The sequence below is a fragment of the Achromobacter sp. Marseille-Q0513 genome, assembly GCF_018195695.1.
In the GTDB taxonomy this organism is placed as follows: Bacteria; Pseudomonadota; Gammaproteobacteria; order Burkholderiales; family Burkholderiaceae_B; genus Achromobacter.
On the sequence record NZ_JAGTJY010000033.1, the window covers coordinates 22,790 to 43,439 of the forward strand.

18 protein-coding genes are annotated in these 20,650 nt (G+C 68.8%); 9 read left to right on the forward strand and 9 right to left on the reverse strand.

The genetic code is table 11. From position 1 onward, the window contains the following. Positions 1-9: 9 nt before the first annotated feature. The 3 genes from KDH83_RS09795 to KDH83_RS09805 form a co-directional block, all read right to left on the reverse strand. Positions 10-2,454, reverse strand: a complete 2,445-nt coding sequence (locus KDH83_RS09795; protein WP_249204988.1) for a TonB-dependent siderophore receptor — start codon at positions 2,452-2,454, stop codon at positions 10-12. Positions 2,455-2,621: 167 nt separating this feature from the next. Continuing rightward, entirely contained in the window at positions 2,622-3,653 is a 1,032-nt protein-coding gene (locus tag KDH83_RS09800) for a FecR domain-containing protein (protein ID WP_212314889.1), read from the reverse strand. Then, entirely contained in the window at positions 3,650-4,189 is a 540-nt protein-coding gene (locus tag KDH83_RS09805) for a sigma-70 family RNA polymerase sigma factor (RefSeq protein WP_212314892.1), read from the reverse strand. Before KDH83_RS09805 ends, KDH83_RS09800 begins: the two co-directional genes overlap by 4 nt. Before the next feature lie 214 nt (positions 4,190-4,403). Between KDH83_RS09805 and KDH83_RS09810 the strand changes: the two genes are divergently transcribed. From KDH83_RS09810 to KDH83_RS09830, 5 genes are all read left to right on the forward strand, one after another. Further along, a complete protein-coding gene (locus tag KDH83_RS09810) occupies positions 4,404-4,910 on the forward strand; it encodes a sigma-70 family RNA polymerase sigma factor (RefSeq protein WP_349291615.1) in 507 nt (168 codons plus the stop codon). 13 nt (positions 4,911-4,923) lie between these two features. Continuing rightward, positions 4,924-5,955 carry a FecR domain-containing protein gene (locus KDH83_RS09815; protein ID WP_212314896.1) on the forward strand — a complete coding sequence of 344 codons (1,032 nt, stop codon included), beginning with the start codon at positions 4,924-4,926 and terminating at the stop codon, positions 5,953-5,955. Positions 5,956-6,079: 124 nt separating this feature from the next. Further along, positions 6,080-8,467 carry a TonB-dependent siderophore receptor gene (locus tag KDH83_RS09820; RefSeq protein WP_212314898.1) on the forward strand — a complete coding sequence of 796 codons (2,388 nt, stop codon included), beginning with the start codon at positions 6,080-6,082 and terminating at the stop codon, positions 8,465-8,467. 119 nt (positions 8,468-8,586) lie between these two features. Then, the gene (locus tag KDH83_RS09825) at positions 8,587-9,318 is read left to right on the forward strand and encodes a YafY family protein (protein WP_212314900.1); all 732 of its coding nucleotides are present in this window, start codon (positions 8,587-8,589) and stop codon (positions 9,316-9,318) included. A gap of 63 nt (positions 9,319-9,381) precedes the next feature. After that, a complete protein-coding gene (locus KDH83_RS09830) occupies positions 9,382-9,804 on the forward strand; it encodes a VOC family protein (RefSeq protein ID WP_212314909.1) in 423 nt (140 codons plus the stop codon). Here KDH83_RS09830 and KDH83_RS09835 read toward each other — a convergent pair. Beyond that, positions 9,776-11,044 carry an SLC13 family permease gene (locus tag KDH83_RS09835; protein WP_249204989.1) on the reverse strand — a complete coding sequence of 423 codons (1,269 nt, stop codon included), beginning with the start codon at positions 11,042-11,044 and terminating at the stop codon, positions 9,776-9,778. The genes KDH83_RS09830 and KDH83_RS09835 overlap by 29 nt on opposite strands. Before the next feature lie 160 nt (positions 11,045-11,204). Here KDH83_RS09835 and KDH83_RS09840 point away from each other — a divergent pair, with 160 nt between their 5' ends. After that, positions 11,205-12,119, forward strand: coding sequence for a LysR substrate-binding domain-containing protein (locus tag KDH83_RS09840; RefSeq protein ID WP_212314911.1), 915 nt, complete (start codon positions 11,205-11,207; stop codon positions 12,117-12,119). A 15-nt stretch (positions 12,120-12,134) separates the two neighbouring features. On the opposite strand, the gene KDH83_RS09845 is transcribed toward KDH83_RS09840, so the two are convergent. Beyond that, entirely contained in the window at positions 12,135-13,262 is a 1,128-nt protein-coding gene (locus KDH83_RS09845) for a pyridoxal-phosphate dependent enzyme (RefSeq protein ID WP_212314912.1), read from the reverse strand. 100 nt (positions 13,263-13,362) lie between these two features. Between KDH83_RS09845 and KDH83_RS09850 the strand changes: the two genes are divergently transcribed. Continuing rightward, the gene (locus KDH83_RS09850) at positions 13,363-14,316 is read left to right on the forward strand and encodes a LysR family transcriptional regulator (RefSeq protein ID WP_212314915.1); all 954 of its coding nucleotides are present in this window, start codon (positions 13,363-13,365) and stop codon (positions 14,314-14,316) included. Here the strand turns inward: KDH83_RS09850 and KDH83_RS09855 are convergent. After that, positions 14,200-15,216 (reverse strand): DJ-1/PfpI family protein, encoded by a 1,017-nt coding sequence (locus KDH83_RS09855; protein ID WP_212314920.1) that lies wholly within the window; start codon positions 15,214-15,216, stop codon positions 14,200-14,202. The two genes, KDH83_RS09850 and KDH83_RS09855, sit on opposite strands and share 117 nt — an antisense overlap. A gap of 154 nt (positions 15,217-15,370) precedes the next feature. Here KDH83_RS09855 and KDH83_RS09860 point away from each other — a divergent pair, with 154 nt between their 5' ends. Then, on the forward strand, positions 15,371-16,522 hold the full coding sequence (locus KDH83_RS09860; protein WP_212314925.1) for a DJ-1/PfpI family protein: 1,152 nt from the start codon (positions 15,371-15,373) through the stop codon (positions 16,520-16,522). A gap of 90 nt (positions 16,523-16,612) precedes the next feature. Here the strand turns inward: KDH83_RS09860 and KDH83_RS09865 are convergent, their stop codons facing one another. Continuing rightward, positions 16,613-18,019, reverse strand: coding sequence for an amino acid permease (locus KDH83_RS09865; RefSeq protein WP_212314927.1), 1,407 nt, complete (start codon positions 18,017-18,019; stop codon positions 16,613-16,615). Between the two features lie 73 nt (positions 18,020-18,092). Beyond that, positions 18,093-19,343 (reverse strand): kynureninase, encoded by a 1,251-nt coding sequence (gene kynU / locus KDH83_RS09870; protein WP_212314929.1) that lies wholly within the window; start codon positions 19,341-19,343, stop codon positions 18,093-18,095. A 140-nt stretch (positions 19,344-19,483) separates the two neighbouring features. On the opposite strand from kynU, the gene KDH83_RS09875 reads away from it, so the two are divergent. Continuing rightward, the gene (locus KDH83_RS09875) at positions 19,484-19,957 is read left to right on the forward strand and encodes an Lrp/AsnC family transcriptional regulator (protein ID WP_212314931.1); all 474 of its coding nucleotides are present in this window, start codon (positions 19,484-19,486) and stop codon (positions 19,955-19,957) included. Between the two features lie 57 nt (positions 19,958-20,014). On the opposite strand, the gene KDH83_RS09880 is transcribed toward KDH83_RS09875, so the two are convergent. Continuing rightward, on the reverse strand, positions 20,015-20,647 hold the full coding sequence (locus KDH83_RS09880) for a hemolysin III family protein (RefSeq protein ID WP_212314938.1): 633 nt from the start codon (positions 20,645-20,647) through the stop codon (positions 20,015-20,017). Between the last annotated feature and the right edge of the window lie 3 nt (positions 20,648-20,650).

The following is a 20,650-nucleotide window of genomic DNA, read 5'->3' on the forward strand; positions in this document are numbered from 1 at the left end:
AGGTCGCGGCTACCAGCGGTAGGTAGCCGTGGCCACCGCGGTGCGCAGGTCGCCATAGCGGCAGATGCCGGCGCTGCAATTGCTGATGTAGGCCTTGTTGGTCAGGTTGCGCACGTTCAGCGCCAGGCTCCAGCGCTCGAAGTCATAGCCCAGCATCGCGTCCATCACGGTGTACGACGGCACGGGCGCCGAGGCGGATTCCTGGTAGCCGAGGTTGGACCCCATGAAGCGCGCGCCCAGGCCCATCTTCAGGCCCATGTAGCGGTAGTCGGTCCAGACCGAGAACTGGTTGCGCGAGACCGCCTGCATCTGCTTGCCGATTTCGCTGGGCGTGCTGCTGGCGGTGACGATCGCCCTGGGCGTGTAGGTATAGGCCAGCACCACGTTCATGTTCCTGAGCGGCTGGAAGGCTGCTTCCAGCTCCAGCCCGCGCACCGAGATCTCCCCGGTCTGCTTCGGCTGGAAGGTGGGCGTGTAGGTGATGTAGTTGCGGCGGCGCAGGTCGAAGACCGCGATGCCGTACCGGCTCTTGCCGTCCGCCGGCTGATAGCGCAGGCCGGCTTCGTACTGGCGCCCCGTCTCGGGCTTGAGCGGCGTATTGGTTTCGGGATCGATGGTGGCCGTCGGCGAGAACGACTCCGAATAGCTGACATACGGCGCCCAGCCGCTGGGATGCAGGTAGACCAGTCCCGCGCGGCTGGTGAACTTGCGATCCGTGACGCGCGTGTCGCTGCCGTCCAGGTGGCTCTGTACGCGAGTCGTGGCGCTATCGTGGCGTCCGCCCAGCGTGGCGACCCAGTTGCCCCACTTGATCTGGTCCTGCAGGTAGAAGCCGGTCTGCGACAGGCTGGTCCGGGCGTCGAACCACGGCGTGCCCGGCCGCACATCGTTGGTATGGACCGGATCGTAGCCGTCGATATTGGATACCGTGCCGGAATTGTCGGTGCGCTGGTCGTTGCGCGAGCGCTGGTAGTCCACGCCGAACAGCAGCGTGTGCTGCCACTCGCCCAGGCTGACCTTGGCCTGCGCCTGGTTGTCGATCGTGAACAGGCGCGCGCTTTCCTTGCTGGAGAACGGATAGCGTTGCAGCACGCGGAAGTTGGCCGGATCGTCGGGCACGGCGGGGTTGACGACCGCGAAGTCGCTCTTGTTGTAGACCTGCAGATAGTCGGTCTTGATGGCGCCGTAGCGCGCGTTCTGCCGCAAGGTCCAGATGTCGTTCACGCGGTGGTCGAGCAGATAGCCCACCATCCACTGGCTCTGGTTGAAGTGGTCGAAGTCCGGCTCGCCCGTGTACGTCTTCGGCGAGAAACGTCCGTTCGGATTGGGCAACAGCGTGCCGACCTCGGGAAAGCCGTTGTACGAACTGCCGTCGCGCACGCGCAGATAGTGCGACAGCAGCGTCAGCGAGGTATCGCTCGACGGCCGCAAGGTAAAGGACGGCGCCAGGTACAGCCTGTCATTGCGCAGGTCGCTGCCTGGCAGCCGGGCCTCGCGCGCCAGCCCGGTGAAGCGATAGAGCAGCTTGCCGTTCTCGTCCACCGGCCCCGAGAAATCGCCCGCGAGCTGGCGGCGGGAGTGATCGCCGACCTGGGCCTGGAGTTCGTGCAGCGGCTCTTCCACGGGCCGCTTGCTGACCACGTTGATCATCCCGCCCGGCCCGGTCTGGCCGTACAGCACGGACGACGGGCCGCGCAGCACCTCGATGCGCTCGGCGCCGTAGTTCTCGGTCTGCCAGACGGCCCAGCCGTTGTTGTTGCGCAGCGGCAGGCCATCCAGGTAGTAGCCCGGCGTCTGGGCGTCGAAGCCACGGATGATGGTCCAGTCGAAACGCGAGTCCGAACCCCAGGGCGACACATTGATGCCCGGCGTGTAGGCCAGCGCGTCGCGCAGGCGGGTCGCGCCGGTCGCCTCGATGAAGTCCGAGGTCACGACCGAGATCGACTGCGGCGTCTCGATGAGGGGCGTGTCGGTCTTGGTGCCCGTGGCGCCACGCCGGGCCACATAGCCTTCCACCCGCGCCGTGGCCGTCTCCTGGACCGCCGCGCCGCGCACCTTGATTTCCTCCAGCGTCGCCGCCTGGCCCGCCGCGCCCTCCGGCGCGGGCTTCAGCACATAGCCGCTGGCGGTCTTGCCCAGCGCATAGCCGCTGCCGCGCAGCAGGATGCCGAACCCTTCCTCGACGCCATGGCGACCCTTGAGGCCGGCGCAATCCAGTCCCCGCAGCGCATCGGCGTTCACCACGATCGCCACGCCGGCCTGCTGCGCGTAGCGATTCAGCGCGGCGGCCAGCGGACCGGCGGGCACGTCATACTCGATCGATTGCGTCGCCGCCTGGGCCTGGGCCTGTCCGGCCAGGCCCAGCGGCAGCGCCGCGCCCAGTACGAGGCGCAGGGCCAGCGCCAGCGGCGTCAGCCCGGCGGGGAGTTTGGAGAGGGGGTGCATTGCGGGCATGGCGGGCGTTCCTTCGGTTCATGGCGCTCTTGGAGTGCTTGACGAGCGAGAATCGAAAAGTGGAACCACGCGCAAAAAAAAATTCACCGATGGCGGCAACGCGCCCGGCAGGCTCCCGCCGAAATCGGCGGCCGCCGCGCGCCCAAGGTCCGGACGCCGCGTCACGATCAATGTGATGGCGGCGGCGCGTCCACCAGGACGAGCCAGGGCGTCACCGTGCGGATGCGCAGCGACGGAAAGCTGGTCGACAGCAGTTTCAGCGCCCGGTCGGTATCGTCCAGCGGCAGCACCGCGCTGACACGCATGCCCCGGACCTCGGCCCGCTCATAGTGGATGTGTCCCGGACGATGGCGCGCCAGTTCGTCCAGCACCTCGTCCAGCGGCTGATCGTCGATCACGAGCTGATGGCGCTGCCAGGCATCGGCCAGCCCTCGCGCATCGATCTCCTGGGGACGGCTGACCGAGGCCGCCGTGATGCGCACGCGTTGGCCAGCGCTGACCTCGATCGCCTCGCTGTCGGCGCGCTGGCTGGCGGTGCGCACCGCCACGCGCGATTCGAGCATGCTGAGGATCGTGGCGTCGGACTGCCGGTTGACGACGAAACGCGTGCCCAGCGCGCGGATACTGCCATGCGCGGTTTCCACCAGGAAGGGACGCCCGGCATCCTTGGCCACGTCCACCAGGATCTCGCCCTGCACCAGCTCGATCACGCGGCGGCGCTCGTCGTAGCGCAGGTTGACCGCGCTGGCGCTGTTGAGCCAGATCTGGCTGCCGTCGGCCAGCCTGCGGCTTTCCCACTGGCCGGTCGCGGTATGGACATCGGCCAGCAGGTAGCCCGGCGGCCAGGCACGCAACGCAATCCAGGCAGGTCCGGCCAGCAGCAAGGCCAGCGCGATGGCGGCGGCCGCGCGCTTGACGCGCCCGCGGCGGCGTTGGCCCGCGAAGGAAGCGTCGAGCCCGGCCCGGGCCGGACGGCCGTTGCCGCCCGCGTCCGCGCGCGCCGAGCGCAGCTGTCCGACCATGCGCTCCATGCCGGACGCGGCGGCGGCGTGGCGCGGGTCCGCGCGTTTCCAGGCTTCGAACGCCTCGCGCTCGCGCAGGCGCTCGGCCTCGTCGCCGTCGCTCAGGCGGACGATCCATTCGGCCGCCTGTTCGGCCAGCGCCTCATCGGTGGCGACGGCGGCAGGGTTCCGGCTCATCCCGCGCCATGCTCCTGCACGGCGGGGCAATAGCCCCGGCAATGCAGCAGCGCCTGGGCCAGGTACTTCTGCACCATGCGCTTGGACACGCCGAGATCAAGGGCGATCGCCGCCTGGGTCTGTTCTTCCAGGTAGTGCCGCAGGAAGGCCTCGCGCGGCCGGGCCGCCAGGCCTTGCAGCGCGGCGTCGATCTGCTCCAGCGCCTGCACGGCCATCAGGATCTCGTCGGGCGAGGGAAAGCCGGGATGGCTCTGCGCGGCCAGCGCCAGTTCCTGCAGATAGGCTTGTTCGATCAGTTGGCGGCGGGACCGATCCACCAGCAGCCGCTTGGCGGTCGTGGCCAGATAGGCGCGCGGCTCGCGCAAGCCAAGCAGCGCGTCGCGCGAGACGATGATGCGCAGGAACGTGTCGTGCGCCACGTCCGCCGCCGCGCAGGAATCGCCCAGCCTGCGGCGCAGCCAGGTTTGCAGCCAGCGGTGATGATCGGCATACAGGATTGCGACCTGCTCTCGTTGCGCGAATTCGGCGATGCTCAAGATATCCCCCTGCGCCCAATGGCCGGCGGAAGATATCTTTCCAGGCAAATGGTAACTATTCTCATTGTATTTAATTCCGCCAGATCGTGGCAACCGGATCCGAGGCCTGGGCGTCCCGCTTGCCGCCGCGCCTCAATGCACCATAAAATTGAGGATGATTCTCATTTGCTGCAATGCCCGATTTCTCTGGCCCGCGGCGCGCAAGAGGGGCAACGTGGTCACGACCGAACTCGCATTGCACGAACAGGGCATCGACGTCCTGTACGCCGACCACCACGGCTGGCTGAAGGGATGGCTGCGCCGCCGCCTGGGCAATTCCTTCGATGCGGCCGACCTGGCGCACGACACGTTCATGCGCCTGCTGGCGCGCGGCCATGCCGTGGCGGCGCGCGAGCCGCGCGCCCTGCTGACCACCGTGGCGCAGGGCGTGGTGTCGAACTTCATGCGCCGGCGCAAGATCGAAGAGGCCTATCTGGCCACGCTGGCCCAGCTGCCGGAGCGCGAGGCGCCCAGTCCCGAAACCCGCGCCATCCTGCTTGAAACGCTGGTCGAACTGGACCGTCGCCTGGACACTCTGCCCGCGCCCGTGCGCAGGGCCTTCCTGCTGTCGCAGCTGGACGGCATGAAACAGACCGATATCGCCGCCGAACTGGGCGTGTCGCTGGCCACGGTGCAGCGCCATATCGCCAAGGCCGCCCATCTGTGCTTTTTCGGCGCCTGACGCGGCGTTCGCCATGCCCGCCCCCACCGCCGACCAACCCGCCGCCACGGTCCTGCCCATCCTGGAGGGACCGCCCTTGCCGCAGCAGGTCAGCCAGCGGGCCGTGCAATGGCTGGTGGCGCTGCAGGCGCCCAAGGTCAGCGACGCCACCCGCGACGCCTGGCGGCGATGGCGCGACGAACATCCCGACCACGAACGCGCGTGGCGCCACATCGAATCCTTCGGCGTCCAGCTGCGCGAGCTGAATGGCCCGCTCGCCAGCGCCACCCTCGCCCATGGCGGCGCATCCCGCCGGCGCCGGACCGCGCTCAAGGCGCTCGCGCTGGCGGCCCTGACGGGCGGCGGCGCGTGGCTCGCGCGCGACGGCATCCGGCGCGAATGGCAGGATTTGCGCGCCGATCACCACACGGCCATCGGCCAACGCCGCGCCTTCGCGCTGGCCGACGCCAGCCGCATCGACCTGGACACCGACAGCGCCATCGACGTGCGCTTCGACAGTGCGCAGCGGCTGGTCCGGCTGCTGCGCGGCCGCATCCTCGTGGCCACCGCGCCGGATCCGGCCGAGGACATGGCGCGGCCGGCCCGCCCCTTCCTGGTGGAGACGCCGCAAGCCCGCCTGCGCGCGCTGGGCACGCGCTTCATCGTCCGGCAGGATGCGGACGGCGGCCATCTCGCGGTGCTGGAAGGCGCGGTGGAAATCCGCCCCCTGGGCGCGCCGCAAGCGGTCCGCGTCATCGCCGCCGGCGAGCAGGCCGGCTTCGACCGCGACGGCGTGGCCGCGCCGCTGGCGGCCGACCCGCAAGCGGGCGCCTGGTCGACCGGCATGCTGGTCGCGCGCGACATGCGGCTGGACGATTTCATCGCCGAACTGAGCCGCTACCGCCACGGCCGGCTGGCCTGCGATCCGGCGGCGGCCTCGCTGAAGGTATCGGGCATCTATCCGCTGGACGACAGCGAGCGCGTGCTGGACATGCTGCAACGCACGCTGCCCATCGACGTCCACCGCCTGAACCGCTACTGGATCACACTGCGGCTGCGCGGCTAGCGCGCCGCCATCCGCCCCCCCAGACGGGCGGTCGACTTATTTTCACGAAGGATGAGGGCTTTTCGAATCTCGCGTGGCAAACCTCATGAAGCCACTTTTTTCACATCGGGATCGGGAACGACTCATGAACAAGCCCCTGCATCAACGCGCCGCCCGCGCGGTCCTGGCGCTGGCCGCCGGCCTTCCCTTCCGGCTGGCCGCCAGCGGCGCGGCCCTGGCGCTGGCCTGCGCCGGCGTCGCCCAGGCGCAGACCGCCGCCAGGACCTACGCGATACCCGCCGGCACGCTGGAAAGCGTGCTATCGCGCTACGCGGTCGACAGCGGCCTGATGCTGTCCTATTCTGCCGGCGACATCGCGGGCAAGCGCAGCACCGGCCTGGCCGGCAGCCACGCGGCGCCGGCGGCGCTGGCGCGGATCCTGGCCGGCACCGGCCTTGAAGCCCTGCCCCAGCCCAACGGCGGCTACGTGCTGCGGCCCCAGCCCACCGGACGGAACGAGGCGCCGACGCTGGCGCCGGTGACGGTATCGGGCGCCGGCCTGGAAACCGCCTACGGACCGGTGCAGGGCTTCGTCGCCAGGCGCAGCGCCGCCGCGACCAAGACCGACACCCCGCTGCACGAAACGCCGCAATCGGTCGCGGTCGTTTCGCGCGACCAGATGGTGGCCCAGGCCGCAGACTCGCTGGACCAGGCCCTGGGCTACACCGCCGGCGTCCTGCCGCTGGAAGGCGGCGGCCTGCGCAATATCGGCACCCGCTTCACCGTGCGCGGTTTCAACATCACAGGCGCCGCGCCGCTGTACCAGAACGGCGCCAAGTTCCCGATCAATTCCCTGAGCGGCGGAATAGAGCCGTATCTGTACGAACGCGTCGAACTGCTGAAGGGGCCGGCCTCCATCCTGTACGGCCAGGCGGCGCCCGGCGGCATCATCAACCTGGTCACCAAGCTCCCCACCGCAGAACCGCTGCGCGAGCTGGAACTCCAGGCCGGCAGCTGGAACAAGAAGCAGATCGCCGCCGATTTCGGCGGTCCCCTGAGCGAGGACGGGCGCGTGCGCTATCGCCTGACGGGCCTGGCGCGCGACAGCGACACCATGGTCCGGCGCATCGACAATGACCGCGCCGCGCTGGCCGGCGCGCTCGCCTGGCAACTGACGGACGCAACGACACTGACGCTGCTGGCCAGCTACAACCGCATCCGCAATCCCTACGACGCCGGCAAGCCGCTGGACGGCACGCTGCTGTCCAATCCCAACGGCCGCATTGCGCGCGACCGCTACCTGGGCGAACCCGGCTCGGACCATTTCGACGTCACCGGCGCCACCTACGGCTACATGCTGGAGCACAAGTTCAACGACAGCTGGCAGTTCCGCCAGAACCTGATGGCCTACGACTACAAGGCCGACAACAAATACACCGAGATCAACTCGCGAGTCTTCCCCGCCAATCCCAGGCTGGTCGGGCGCAGCATCGTCGGACGCCACGACACCGACAAGGGGCTGGCCGTGGACAACCAGCTGATCGGCAAGCTGCGCCACGGCGCCTTCGAGCACACGCTGCTGTTCGGCGCGGACTGGAGCACGCTGCGCTGGACCCGATCGCAGAAGCTCGCGCCGATGCCGCCCATCGACCTGTACGACCCGGTCTACGGCAGCCCGGTGGTCTTCAATCCGGCCTACGACCGACGCATCAGCCAGCAAGGCAGGCAGCTGGGCTTCTACGCGCAGGACCAGATCAAGATCGACGGCCGCTGGATCGTGCTGCTGGGCGGCCGCTATGACAAGGCGCGCAACGACTCCGGCGCCGGCCCGCAAGACTCCCACGCCTTCACGCCCCGCGCCGGCCTGATGTACCTGTTCGACAATGGCCTGGCGCCCTACTACAGCTACAGCAAGTCGTTCCAGCCGACCGCGGGCGCCGATTTCAACGGCAACCCGTTCCGGCCCACCACCGGCGTGCAGCACGAAGTCGGCCTGAAGTACGAGCCGCCCGGCGCGGACGCCTCGGTCACGCTGGCGCTGTACGACATCACCCAGCGCAACGTGCTGACCAGCGACCCGGCCCACACCGGCTTCCTGTCGCAAAGCGGCGAGGTCCGCTCCAGGGGCGCCGAAATCGAGGCGCGGGCCAGCCTGAACCGCCAATGGGACCTGCTGGCCTCGTTCGCGCTGATCGACGCCGAGGTCACCAAGAGCAATCACGGCACGCAAGGCACCCGCCCGCCGTCCGTGCCGAACAACATGGCCACGCTGTGGGCCGACTACCGTTTCAGCGGCGTGCCCGGCCTGAGCGCGGGCTTCGGCGTGCGCCACGTCGGCCGCCAGGAAACGAACCGCATGCCGGTGCCGTCGTACACCACCTATGACGCGGCGCTGCGCTATCAATGGGAAAAGTGGCAGTTCGCGCTCAATATCAAGAACCTGACGGACAAGACCTATGTGTCGGCTTGCCCGGGCGTCTGCTACTACGGCGATGAGCGCAACATCACGCTGACGGCGCGCCTGAACTGGTAGGCGGGAAAGCGTCCTGGCCGGAAAAGCGGGATGAGCCTCCCTGCCCCAACGTCGGAGGCCTCTACGCCATGCTGCCATTTCGTGGCAGTATGGCGTGATTCCCGCTACCCCGCCGTTCCATGTCCCGCGCCGAACGCCTGCTCGACCTGCTGCAAACCCTGCGCCGCCACCGCCTGCCGGTCAGCGGCCACCGCCTGGCGTCCGAACTGGGCATCAGCCTGCGCACGCTGTACCGCGACATCGCCACGCTGCAGGCCCAGGGCGCGGAGATCGACGGCGAGCCGGGCATGGGCTATGTGCTCAAGCCCGGCTTCATGCTGCCGCCGCTGATGTTCAGCACCGAAGAGATCGAGGCGCTGGTGCTGGGCACGCGCTGGGTCGCGCAGCGCTCGGACGCGCGCCTGGGCCTGGCCGCCAGCAACGCGCTGGCCAAGATCGGCGCCGTGCTGCCGCCCGAAGTGCGCGACGAACTGGACGCGATTCCGCTGCTGATCGGCCCCAGCGCCGCCTGCGTGGTGGACCGGGTCGACCTGTCCCAGATCCGCCAGGCCATCCGCGCCGAGCAGAAACTGGACATCACCTACCGCGACGACAAGGGCGCCGACTCGGCGCGCACCATCTGGCCCTTCGCGCTGGGATTCTTCGACAGCGTGCGCATCGTCATGGCCTGGTGCGAGCTGCGCCAGGATTTCCGCCACTTCCGCACCGACCGCATCGCCGCCCTGAGTCCCGGCCCGCGCTACCCGCGCCGGCGCCACGCGCTGCTCAAGGAATGGCGCGCGCTCAACCAGACCCGGGAACAGGCCAAGGCCGAGGCATCGCGGCAGCCAAAGACTACTGCCAAAAACTGACAGCATGCGCTTCTAAGCTTGCGCTACCGACCTCAAGGTCCAACCCGCCGCCAGGAGCGCATCATGCCCGACACGAACTTCCTCATTCTGTACGTCGAAAAACCCGAAGCCAGCGCGGCGTTCTACAGCGCGCTGCTGCAACGCCCGCCCGTCGAAAGCTCGCCCACCTTCGCGCTGTTCGCGCTGGACTCGGGTCTGATGCTGGGCCTGTGGTCGCGCTACACCGTGGAGCCGGCCGCCGCCGGCCGGGGCGGCGCCACCGAACTGGCCTTCACCGTGCCGGACGCCCAGGCCCTGGCCGACCGCTACCGCGACTGGAGCCTGCGCGGCCTGCCCATCCTGCAGGCGCCGATCGACATGGACTTCGGCCGCACCTTCGTGGCGCTGGACCCGGACGGCCATCGTCTGCGCGTCTTCGCGCCCAAGGAAGAACCGGCGGCCGAGCCCGAAGCCATGGTCACGATCCCAGCATTCCAAGGAGCCTGAACCACAGGTAGTCCAGCGGCACCAGCAACACGAACGACAGCAGCGCGGTGACCAGGCTCAGCGCCAGGCCGCTGCGCGCCGGCACCTGGCCCATGCCCATCGCCACCACGATGGGCGAGGCCTGGTACGGCATGACCACCGTGGCGTAACCCGCCACCTGCGCCATCAACACCGCCATCAGCGAAAAACCCGAGGCCTGCGCCAGCGTCTCGGCCAGCGGCGTGTACAGCGCCGGCACGCCATTGGCGGTGACCACGAAGTTCAGCAGCGCCGACAAGCCCACCAACGAGAAGAAGCTGCGCATCGGCGCGTCCGGCGACAGCGGCAGCCAGGCCAGCAGCGCCTTGCCGATGATGCCCCCCAGCCCGCTGTCGGCCACCATCGCCGCCAGCCCCAGGATGCCCGCCACATAGATCGCGGTGCGGAAGTTCACTTCCTTGCCGAACTGGTCGCCGCTGACGAAGCCCACCTTGGGCAGCAGGCAGACGCAGGCCGACAGCAGCCCGATCCAGGCCGGCGACACGCCATGCACGCCGTCGGTCACCCAGCCCAGCAGCGTCAGCGCCAGCAGCCAGCCCAGCCGTTTCTCGGCGGCCGACAGCGGCGCGGCGGCGGCGACTTGTTCCGCGCGCCTGGGCGTGTCGCGGAACATCCAGGCGATGCAACAGGTCAGCAGCACGCCCTTCAGGATGCCCAGCACCGGCGCGTGCAGCCACAGGTAGGGCAGATAGCCCAGCTGCAGCCCGTAGCTGCCTTCGATGCTGCCGGCCATGACCAGGTTGGGCACATTGGCCGGCAAGATGGAGGTGGACAGCTGGAAGGTGCCGAAACCCACCGCCAGCGCCAGCCCGATGCGGCCTCGGCTGCCCGGCGCCAGGCCGATGCGGTCGGCATAGGCCAGCACGATGGGCATCAGCAGGGCGATGCGTCCCATGTTCGACGGCATGACAAAGGCCAGCAGATAGGTCAGCGCCACCACGCCGGCCGTCACGGTCAGGTAGCCGCCGGCCAGGCGGCGCGACAGCAGGCCGGCCATGCGGTCGGCCAGGCCGGTGTATTTCAGCGCCAGCCCCAGCACATAGCCGCTGAGCACCAGCCAGAACGCGGCCGAGGCGAAACCCGAGAACACCACCTCGCGCGGCGCCGCCGCCAGCGCCATGGCGGCGCCGAAGAACAGCAGCGCCGTGAGGTATTCCGGCAGGCGCGAAAAAGCCCATAGCGCGATCGTGATCGCCGTCAAGGCGGCGGGTAGAATCGGAAACCCAGAGACTAAGGCATGCATGGAACCACCGTGGCGAAAACAGGAATCGGCGCAGTGTACGGACCCTGTACGACGCTGAAAATGCGCGATTGGCGCAGGCTGCCTACACGGCTGGCGTAGGCTGGCGCAACTGATACGCATGCGTTTCGACCTGACTGATCTGGCCCTCTTCCTGCACGTGGTGCAGGCCGGCAGCATCACGCACGGCGCCGCCCGCGCCAACCTGGCGCTGGCCGCCGCCAGCGCCCGCATCCGCAACCTGGAAGCCTCGCTCGGCGCGCCGCTGCTGGATCGCGGCCGCCACGGCGTCACGCCCACCCCGGCCGGCCAGAAACTGGCCTCGCACGCGCGCCTGATGCTGGCGCAGGCTGAGCGCCTGCGCGACGACCTGTCCGGCTACGCCGGCGAATTCGGCGGCTCGGTACGCGTGCTGTCCAACACCAACGCGCTGACCGCCTTCCTGCCGGAAGCGCTGAGCGGCTTCCTGGCCGCGCATCCGCGCATCAACGTCGAGCTGCAGGAGATGCTGAGCGACGAGATCGTCGAAGCCATCGCCGACGGTTCGGCCGACATCGGCATCGTGGCGGGTACGGTGGACACCGGCGCGCTGGAAATCCATCCCTACCGCTGCGACCGCTTCGTGCTGATCGTGCCGCGCGGGCATGTGCTGGCCAGCCGCGCCCAGGTCGCCTTTGGCGAAGTACTGGACGAGGATTTCGTCGGCCTGGACCGCAGCAGCGCGCTGCAACGCTTCCTGGCGCGCCAGGCCCTGGTGGCGGGCAAGCCCATCAAGCTGCGCGTGCAGCTGCGCAGCTTCGACGCCATGTGCCGGCTGGTGCAGGCCGGCGTAGGCGTAGGCATCGTGCCGGAAAGCACGGCGCGCAGCATGAGCCGGCTGCTGGACGTGGGCACGGTGACGCTGTCCGACGCCTGGGCCACGCGCCAGCTGCTGCTCTGCGTGCAGTCGCGCCAGGGCCTGAGCGCGCGCGCCTGCCGCCTGCTCGACCACCTGCTGGCGGACAGCGAGGGCGCGGGGGGCCAGGCCGCCGGATAGCCCCGGACCGGACCGTTACGAGTACAAGTCCGTCATGAACTGCGAGGCCTTCAGGCCCGACCCCGTCAGCAGCACGACCGTGCGCTCGGTTGGCGCGATGGCCCCGCGCGCGGCCAGCATGTCGAGCGCGGCGGCGGCCGTCGCGCTGGTCGGCTCGGCGTAGAGTCCCATCGCGGCCAGCTTGCGCACGGCGGCCACGATCGCATCCTCGGGCACCGCCACGGTCTGCCCGCCGCTGGCGCGCACGGCCTGCAGCATTTCGCGCAGGCGCAAGGGCTGGCGGATGGCCGTGCCCTCGGCCACCGTGGGCAGCACCGGCCGCTCGACCAGGGTATCCGCGCCCGCCTGGAAGCTCGCGTCGACCGGCGAGCAGTGCAGCGGCTGGGCCACGAACAGGCGCGGCAGCCTGCGGATCTGGCCGGCCGCCAGCAGCTCGGCGAAGCCGATGGCGCAGCCCAGCACATTGCTGCCGGCGCCGGCCGGAATCACCACGTTGTCCGGCGCCTCGAAACCGAAGTCCTCCCACATTTCGTAGGCGATGGACTTGGTGCCCTGCAGGAAGAAAGGCTGCCAGTTGTGGCTGGCGTAGTACAGCTCGCCCGATGCGCGGATGGCCGCGTCCTGCGAGGCTTCGCGCGGCCCGTCCACCAGCCGCACGTCGGCGCCGAAGGCGCGGATCTGCGCGATCTTGGCCGGCGAGGCATAGGCCGGCGCGAAGATGGTCACCGCCATGCCCGCCGCCGCGCCGAACGCCGCGATGGCCGCGCCGCCATTGCCCGAGCTGTCCTCGCCGATGGCGCCGATGCCGATCTGGCGCAGCCAGGACAGCATCACGGCCGCGCCGCGATCCTTGAAGCTGCAAGTCGGGTTGAACCACTCCAGCTTGAAATGCGGGCGCAGCGCGCCCCAGGCGCGCTCGGCCATGGGCGTGCAGCCCTCGCCCATGGAGACCGGCGTGTCGATGGCGCGCGGCAACGCGGCGCGATAGCGCCACAGCGAACGCGCGCGCGTGTCGATATCGTCGCGCGAAATGCCGGCCAGCGGCGAGATCATCAGCGGCGTGCGCGCATCGGAACACCAGCGCGGCTCGTCCAGCGCGTAGCGGGCGCCGGTCTGGGGATCGTAGTAATGCGGTTCGGTCATGGCGGACGGCGGTGAAAAGTGTCGATGGCCGCAGTCTAGGCGCGCCGGACCGCCAAGCGTTGCAATATCATGTTGCGATATCCGCAATCAAGGAAGCATCATGGAACGTGGGCCGCTCTGGGAACACGAGGTCTTTTGCGCCGTGGCCGAACGCCAGAGCTTCGTGCTGGCGGCCCGCGCGCTCGGCGCCTCGCCCAGCGCCGTCACGCGCGCGGTGCAGGCGCTGGAGCGCCAGCTGGGCGCGCAGCTGCTGTCGCGCAGCAAGACCAGCGTGACGCTGACGCCGCAGGGCGAGCGCTATGTCGAGTCGGCGCGCGACATGCTGCGCCTGGAGGAAAGCGCGCGCGAAGCGCTGCGCGAGACGCAGCGCGGCGCCCAGGGCCGGCTGCGCTTTTCCGCGCCCGACCTGCTGGGCGTGGCGCTGCTGCCGGCTGTGCTGCGGCGCTACGCCGAGGACTACCCCGACGTGCGCATCGACATCAGCTATACCGACAAATGGGTGGATCCGATCGCCGAAGGACTGGACTTCGCCGTGCGCGGCGGCTTTCCCGCCTCCAGCGAGCTGCTGGGCGCGCGCCTGTGGCCCTATGAGCGACTGCTGTGCGCCAGCCCGGACTACGTGGCGCGCATGGGACTGCCGCGCGAACCGGAGGACCTGGTGCGCCACCGCCTCATCATGCACACCGGCCCGCGCGTGCTGAAGGACTGGCACCTGCGCGGCGAGGGCCGCATCCAGCGGCTGCACGCGGAACCGGCCCTGCGCGTCAGCACCGGCAGCAGCCTGATGGCGCTGGCGCTGGCCGGCACGGGCGTAGCGCGGCTGGCGGACTGGGCCGCGCTGCCGGAAATCGCGCGCGGCACGCTGGTGCGCGTGTGTCCAGCCTATACCGTGACCTCGGCCCAGGGCGTGTCGCCCCAGGTCCACGCGGTCTACGCCTCACGCTCGCTGCCGGCTCGCGCTCGCGCCATGCTGGTCGCTTTGCGCCAGGCCGGCCACGCGCCCCCGATACTGCGCGGGCGAGAGTCCGAAGCGTCTTTGGAAAGCCTTGGATAGCTGCACCTCGGAGCGGAACCCCACGGCCCTGGCCAGCGTCTTGAGCGATTGTTCAGCATCCAGCCCAGCTCGCACTGTTTCCAGGCGCAGCGCTTCCAGGAAGGCCCTGGGCGTGAATCCGGTCGCGCGTGTGAACCCTCGGTGGAAGGTGCGCGGCGCCTGGCCGGCAGCTTGGGCCATGCGATCAACGCTGATGGCTTCGGCCAGATGGTGGCGCAGCCAATCGACCAATTCGCCATAGGCTCCAGCCTGCCCCTCCAGTATCAAGGAATACTGCGCCTGGTTGCCGGTTCGCCGCAATGCCAGGTTCAGCTGCCGGGCCACCCGCGCAGCCAGCCAACGCCCGGCATCCTGTTCGATCATGGCCAGGCACATGTCGATGCCGGCGGTCACCCCACCCGAAGTCCAGAGCTTGCCGTCCTGGACATACAACGCGTCGGCATCCACATCCAGGTCGGCGAAATACTGCTGCAGCAACCGTGCCGAATTCCAATGGGTCGCGACGCGCCGACCGCTCAGCATGCCCCAATGCGCCAACAAGAATGAACCGGTGCATACCGAAGCCATCCGACGGACATGAGGGTGGGCGCGATCGATCCACGCCCGCAACGCTTCATCGCCGGCTGCATGCATCAGCCCATCGCGCTCGCCGCCGGCAATGATCAGCGTGTCCAGGCTGGCAGGATCAACGTTGGCCACGGCATCCGTGCCCAGGGTCAGGCCGTTCGACAGCGTGACGGGGCCACCGGCGCCGGACAGCACGATGAGGCGGTAGGGCGAGTCCATGCCCAGCGCGCTGGCCATCGCGAACACGTCCGCAGGGCCCGCAATGTCCAGGTGTTGCGCGTGTGGAAACGCGACGATGGCGACAAGGCGTGGCAAGACAGGAGACGGCGGCATGAGACGGAAGGTCGATGAGTCGCGTGATACATCAAGGCGATGTTAGCGCGGGCGTGGCAGAAAACAACCGAATATTGTCATTGCTGCCAACACTGCGGAACGTCTAGGCTGGCGGGATTGAGGCTGGACCTCGTTGTTTGAAAACGGTGTGTCAATGTTGGGTAAGTGGTGTCGTCTTGTCTTTGGCTGCGTGACGGCCTGTGTTCTGGCCCTGATCGCGCTGTGGATGTGGTGCGATTCCGGCGATGTTTCGTCGCCAATCGTGACCGAGGGAAGGACAGCGCCGCTTCCCGGCCCGCGCCTGCCGGCGGAGCAACGCACACCGGTGATCGCCCTGATCGGGCACAACGCGAACACCGAGCTGGTCGATTTCGTGGTGCCGTACTCGGTGCTGAAACGATCCGGAGTGGCCGAGGTCTGGGCGCTGGGTCTGGAGCCCGGGCCAATACGCTTCTTTCCGGCGCTGAGCGCGCGGCCCGATGCCGATGTCGCTGCCTTCGATCAACGCCATCCCGCTGGAGCCGACTATGTCATCGTGCCGGCCGTGCACGAGGATGCGGACCCTCGTCTATTGTCATGGGTGCGCTCCCAGGCCCGGAAAGGCGCGGCGATCATCGGCATTTGCGACGGCGTATGGGTGCTCGCCCGGGCGGGTCTATTGGATGGGCGCGAGGCGGTGTCGCATTGGTATTCCCGCACCGCGCTTGCCAGCGACTTTCCCGCCGTGCGCTGGCGGCAGGATCGCCGCTACGTGACCGATGGAAAGGTGGTGACGACCACCGGCGTCAGCGCCTCGATTCCGTTATCGCTGGCCTTGGTGGAGACCCTCGCGGGTCGGCCGAAGGCGCGAGAATTGGCACGGGCCCTGGGCGAGGATGCCTGGGACGACGCCCATGCCGCAGCGGCCTTTCGCCTGCGGCCCAAGCATGTGTCTACCGCGGTGAAGAATACCGCTGCCTTCTGGCGCCATGAGACATTGGTGGCAAGGCTGGTACCGGGAGGCGATGATCTCAGCCTGGCGCTGTCCGCCGACGCGTTTGCGCGCAGCTATCGGACGTCCGTCGTCGGCGCGTCGGTCGACGCGCAGCCCGTCGCGTTGGCAAGTGGCCTGGTCTACCTGTCCGATGGCAGAGGGTGGGCAGCAGGCTCGCCCATGCCGCGACTTCCTGGACGAGAGAACGGTTTGGACGCCGCACTTGCGCGGCCGGCGCTGGCCGAAGTCCTGGAGCTGCTGCAAGCGCGCTACGGGCAAGCCACCGCCGACTTCGTGGCGCTGCAGTTGGAGTATCCCCGGCCGCAGCCTTGATCTCGCCCAAGCCGGCGCCGGGCGTTGGCTGCCCAGGACGCCCTGCCGGCCTTGCATGTCATCCCCGCCCACGCGGAACGTCGACGGCCATCACGAACGCTCCAGTTCCGCCCGCAACGCCGCCTGCTCGCCGCGCTTCCTGAACAGCAGGTAGTACAGCGCCGACAGCGCCAGCAGGAAGGGCACGCCGAACACCAGCGTCATCTTGAAGACCGGCGTGAAATAGGTGGTGAGCAGGATCGCCAGCATGGCCAGCGCCCCCAGCAGCGTCAGCGCCGGAAAGCCCGGCATGCGGAACGACAGCCGCGCCCCGCCCTCGCGCGCCCAGCGGCGGCGGAAGAAATAGTGCGTGACGAAGATCATCATCCAGGTGAACAGCGCGCCGAACATGGAGATGGCCATCATCAGCGTGAACGAGGTCTCCGGATACAGCACGTTCAGCACGGTGGCGATGGCGATGCCGCTGGTCGACAGCAGCAGCGCGTTCAGCGGCGTGCCGCCGCGCGTGAGCCGGCCCAGCGCGGCCGGCGCATGGCCGGCGCGCGACAGGCTGAACATCATCCGCGTGGTGATGTAGAGCTGGCTGTTCATGGCCGACAGCGCCGCCACCAGCACGATGAAGTTGATCACGCCGGCCGCGTAGGGAATGTCCACGGCCTGCATCACCTTGACGAAGGGACTGCCGCCCTTGCCGGCCTGGTCCCAGGGCACGATGGCCAGGATCAGCGCCAGCGTCAGCAGGTAGAACACCACCAGGCGCACGATGGTGGCGCGGAACGCCTGCTTCACGGCCCGCTCAGGATCCTCGGCCTCGCCGGCCGCCACCGCGATCATCTCCACGCTCAGGTAGCTGAAGATCGAGATCACCACCGCGATCCACATGCCCCAGACGCCGTTGGGAAAGAAGCCGCCATGCGCGGTGTACTGCGCCACGCCATGCTCCGGGCTGCCCCAGACCACATAGGCGCCCAGCACGATGAAGGCGACGATGGCGCTGACCTTGATGGTCGAGAACCAGTATTCCACCGTGCCGAAGGCCTTCACGCTCATGGCGTTGATGAAGATCAGCGCGGCCGAGAACACGCAGACCCACTGCCAGCCGGGCACAGAGGGAAACCAGAACTTCATGTACTCGGCCACCGCGGTGACCTCGGTGCCCACCGCCAGCACCACGCAGGACCAGTAGGCATAGCGCACCAGGAAGCCGGCCAGCGGGCCGATGTAGTGCTCGGCATAGGCGCCGAAGGAGCCGGAGGTGGAATGCGCCACCGTCATCTCGGCCAGGCAGCCCATCAGCAGCAGCGTGATCAGCCCGCCGATGGCGTAGCTGAGCAGCACGCTGGGGCCGGCGAAGCCGATGGCGAACTTGCTGCCCAGGAACAGGCCGGTGCCGATGGCCCCGCCGATGGCGATCATGCTCATCTGGCCGGAACTCAGGCGCCGCTTCAGGCCCTGCTCGCGTTCGGCGATGCGGCCGAATCCTTGCGGTTGCGACATGTCTTCCTCCTTGTGTAGTTATGCGGGCGCGGCCCCTCTGCGGGGGCCTGCGTGGTCCGGGCCTGCGCCGCGCTCAGGTCACGGCGGCGCGGTGCTTGAACTCGGGCTTGTCCCAGGCGCGGGTGTCGAGCACGTCCTTCAGGACCTCGACGGCGTCCCAGACATCGGCATGGCCCAGGTACAGCGGCGTCAGGCCGAAGCGCAGCACCTCGGGCTCGCGGTAGTCGCCGATCACGCCGCGCGCGATCAGCGCCTGCATCACCTCGAAGCCGTTCGGGTGGCGGAAGCTGACGTGGCTGCCGCGCAGCGCGTGCTCGCGCGGCGTGGCCAGCGTCAGCGGATGGCCGGCGCAGCGCTCCTCGACCAGCGCGATGAACAGGTCGCCCAGCGCCAGCGACTTCTTGCGGACTTCGTCGATGCCGGCGGCGTGGGCGATGTCCAGGCCGCATTCGACCAGCGACAGCGAGACGATGGGCTGTGTGCCGCACAGGTAGCGGCGGATGCCGCCGGCCGGCTCATAGGCCACGGTCATGTCGAACGGGCGCTGGTGCCCCCACCAGCCGGACAGCGGCTGCCAGAAATTGTCGGTGTGGCGCGGCGCCACCCAGATGAAGGCCGGCGCGCCGGGGCCGCCATTGAGGTACTTGTAGGTGCAGCCCACGGCGAAGTCGGCCTTGGCGCCCTGCAGGTCCACCGGCACCGCGCCGGCGGCGTGCGCCAGGTCCCAGATCGCCAGCGCGCCGCGCTCGTGCGCCAGCGCCGTCACCGCGCGCATGTCGTGCATCTGGCCGCTGCGGTAATTGACGTGCGACAGCAGCACCACGGCCACGGAATCGTCCAGCGCCCGTTCCAGCGGCAGCTCGTCATCGATCAGGCGCATCTCGTAGCCCTGCTGCAGCAGGTCGATCATGCCCTGGATCATGTACAGGTCGGTCGGGAAGTTGTCGCGCTCGGACAGGATCACGCGGCGGCCGGGCCTGGCCTGCTGCTGGATGCGCAGCGCGGCGGCCAGCGCCTTGAAGATGTTCAGCGAGGTGGTGTCGGTGATGACGACCTCGCCCTTGCCGGCGCCGATCAGGCCCGCCAGCTTGTCGCCCAGGCGGGCGGGCAGGTCGAACCAGCCGGCCGTGTTCCAGCTGCGGATGAGGCCGGCGCCCCATTCCTTGCCGATCACGTCGGCGGCGCGCGCCGCCGCGGTCCTGGGCAACACGCCCAGCGAGTTGCCATCCAGGTAGATCACGCCGGGCGGCAAGTCGAACTGGTTCTTGATGGATGCCAGCGGGTCGAGGCGGTCTGCGGCGACGCAGGCTTCGCGGGTATGCATGAAAACACTCCTGGAGACGAAAATTCTGCGTACATACTAGCAGCGCCCATCCGCCGAAAAGTTGCAAATCCAGGCGTGGCTTACCCTAGAATTTCGCAGTAAATTGCGTTCAGAAGAGAATATTCGAATTAGATTGCACAATGCAGATCGACGCGATAGACCGGCGCATCCTGAGCCGCCTCCAGGAGAACAGCCAGATCAGCAACCAGGAGCTGGCCGAACAGGTATCGCTGTCGCCATCGGCCTGCCTGCGCCGCGTCAGGGCGCTGGAGGAAGGCGGGCTGATCAAGCGCTACCGCGCCGTGCTGGACGCCGAGAAACTCGGCTTCGAGCTGGAAGCCATCGTCCATGTCGCGCTGGACCAGTCGCGCAGCGGCTGGCACGAGGAATTCCTGGCCGGCATCGCGCTCTACGACGAAATCACCGAGGCCAGCATCGTGACCGGCGCGTCCAACTACATCCTCACGGTGCGCGCGCGCAACCTGTCGGCCTTCTCGCAGTTCGTGGAAGACAAGCTGAGCAAGATCGCCGGCGTGCGCGACATCTGCTCGCACCTGGTCATGCGCAAGGTGAAGGACCGCAGCGGCATGCTGCCGCTGGCGGGCTGGCGCTAGCGCCAGCGCACTGCCCGGCTCACCCTGCCCGGCCTCGCCCCCGGCTGCATCCCGGGCTCAGACGATGCCCTGGCGCAGGAAGCCGAACACCGTGACGAAGTGGCAGGCCGTGCCGCCCATCACGAACAGATGCCAGATGCCGTGCGCGTGCGGCCAGCGCCTGCTGTTGGCGTAGAACACGGTGCCGGCGGAATAGACCGCCGCGCCGGCCAGCAACCAGGCCAGGCCCGCCGTCGACAGCGAACCCGCGATGGGGATGGCGAAGGCCACGCCCAGCCAGCCCATGCCCAGGTATAGCGGCAGAGCCGGCGACGCGCCGCGCGACGACCACCACAGCTCGCGGACGATGCCGGCCAGGGCCAGCAGCCAGATGCCCGCGCCGGCCGCCATGGACATTCCGTCGGGCTCGGGCACGAAGGCCAGCGGCGTGTAGGTGCCGGCGATCAGCAGATAGATGGCGCAATGATCGGCCTTGGCCCAGAAGGCCTTGCGCCGCCCGCGCGTCCAATGGAACAGCACGGACGAGGCATACACGGCGATCATCGACGCCGCGAACACCGCGCAGGCGGTCAGCTGCACCGCGTCGGCCTGGACCGTGGCGGCCCGCGACAGCAGCGCGCCCGAAGCGGCCACGGCCAGCCCCAGGCCGGCCAGATGGGTCGCGCCGTTGAATCGTTCACCCTTGTACATGCA

Bases quoted from the DNA above. Each gene is read 5' to 3' on its own strand.
- KDH83_RS09795 (WP_249204988.1), bottom strand. From the start codon at position 2,454: ATGCCCGCAATGCACCCCCTCTCCAAACTCCCCGCCGGGCTGACGCCG.
- KDH83_RS09800 (WP_212314889.1), bottom strand. From the start codon at position 3,653: ATGAGCCGGAACCCTGCCGCCGTCGCCACCGATGAGGCGCTGGCCGAA.
- KDH83_RS09850 (WP_212314915.1), top strand. From the start codon at position 13,363: ATGGAACGTGGGCCGCTCTGGGAACACGAGGTCTTTTGCGCCGTGGCC.
- kynU (WP_212314929.1), bottom strand. From the start codon at position 19,343: ATGCATACCCGCGAAGCCTGCGTCGCCGCAGACCGCCTCGACCCGCTG.
- KDH83_RS09815 (WP_212314896.1), top strand. From the start codon at position 4,924: ATGCCCGCCCCCACCGCCGACCAACCCGCCGCCACGGTCCTGCCCATC.
- KDH83_RS09825 (WP_212314900.1), top strand. From the start codon at position 8,587: ATGTCCCGCGCCGAACGCCTGCTCGACCTGCTGCAAACCCTGCGCCGC.
- KDH83_RS09830 (WP_212314909.1), top strand. From the start codon at position 9,382: ATGCCCGACACGAACTTCCTCATTCTGTACGTCGAAAAACCCGAAGCC.
- KDH83_RS09855 (WP_212314920.1), bottom strand. From the start codon at position 15,216: ATGCCGCCGTCTCCTGTCTTGCCACGCCTTGTCGCCATCGTCGCGTTT.
- KDH83_RS09845 (WP_212314912.1), bottom strand. From the start codon at position 13,262: ATGACCGAACCGCATTACTACGATCCCCAGACCGGCGCCCGCTACGCG.
- KDH83_RS09860 (WP_212314925.1), top strand. From the start codon at position 15,371: ATGTTGGGTAAGTGGTGTCGTCTTGTCTTTGGCTGCGTGACGGCCTGT.
- KDH83_RS09865 (WP_212314927.1), bottom strand. From the start codon at position 18,019: ATGTCGCAACCGCAAGGATTCGGCCGCATCGCCGAACGCGAGCAGGGC.
- KDH83_RS09820 (WP_212314898.1), top strand. From the start codon at position 6,080: ATGAACAAGCCCCTGCATCAACGCGCCGCCCGCGCGGTCCTGGCGCTG.
- KDH83_RS09875 (WP_212314931.1), top strand. From the start codon at position 19,484: ATGCAGATCGACGCGATAGACCGGCGCATCCTGAGCCGCCTCCAGGAG.
- KDH83_RS09840 (WP_212314911.1), top strand. From the start codon at position 11,205: ATGCGTTTCGACCTGACTGATCTGGCCCTCTTCCTGCACGTGGTGCAG.
- KDH83_RS09880 (WP_212314938.1), bottom strand. From the start codon at position 20,647: ATGTACAAGGGTGAACGATTCAACGGCGCGACCCATCTGGCCGGCCTG.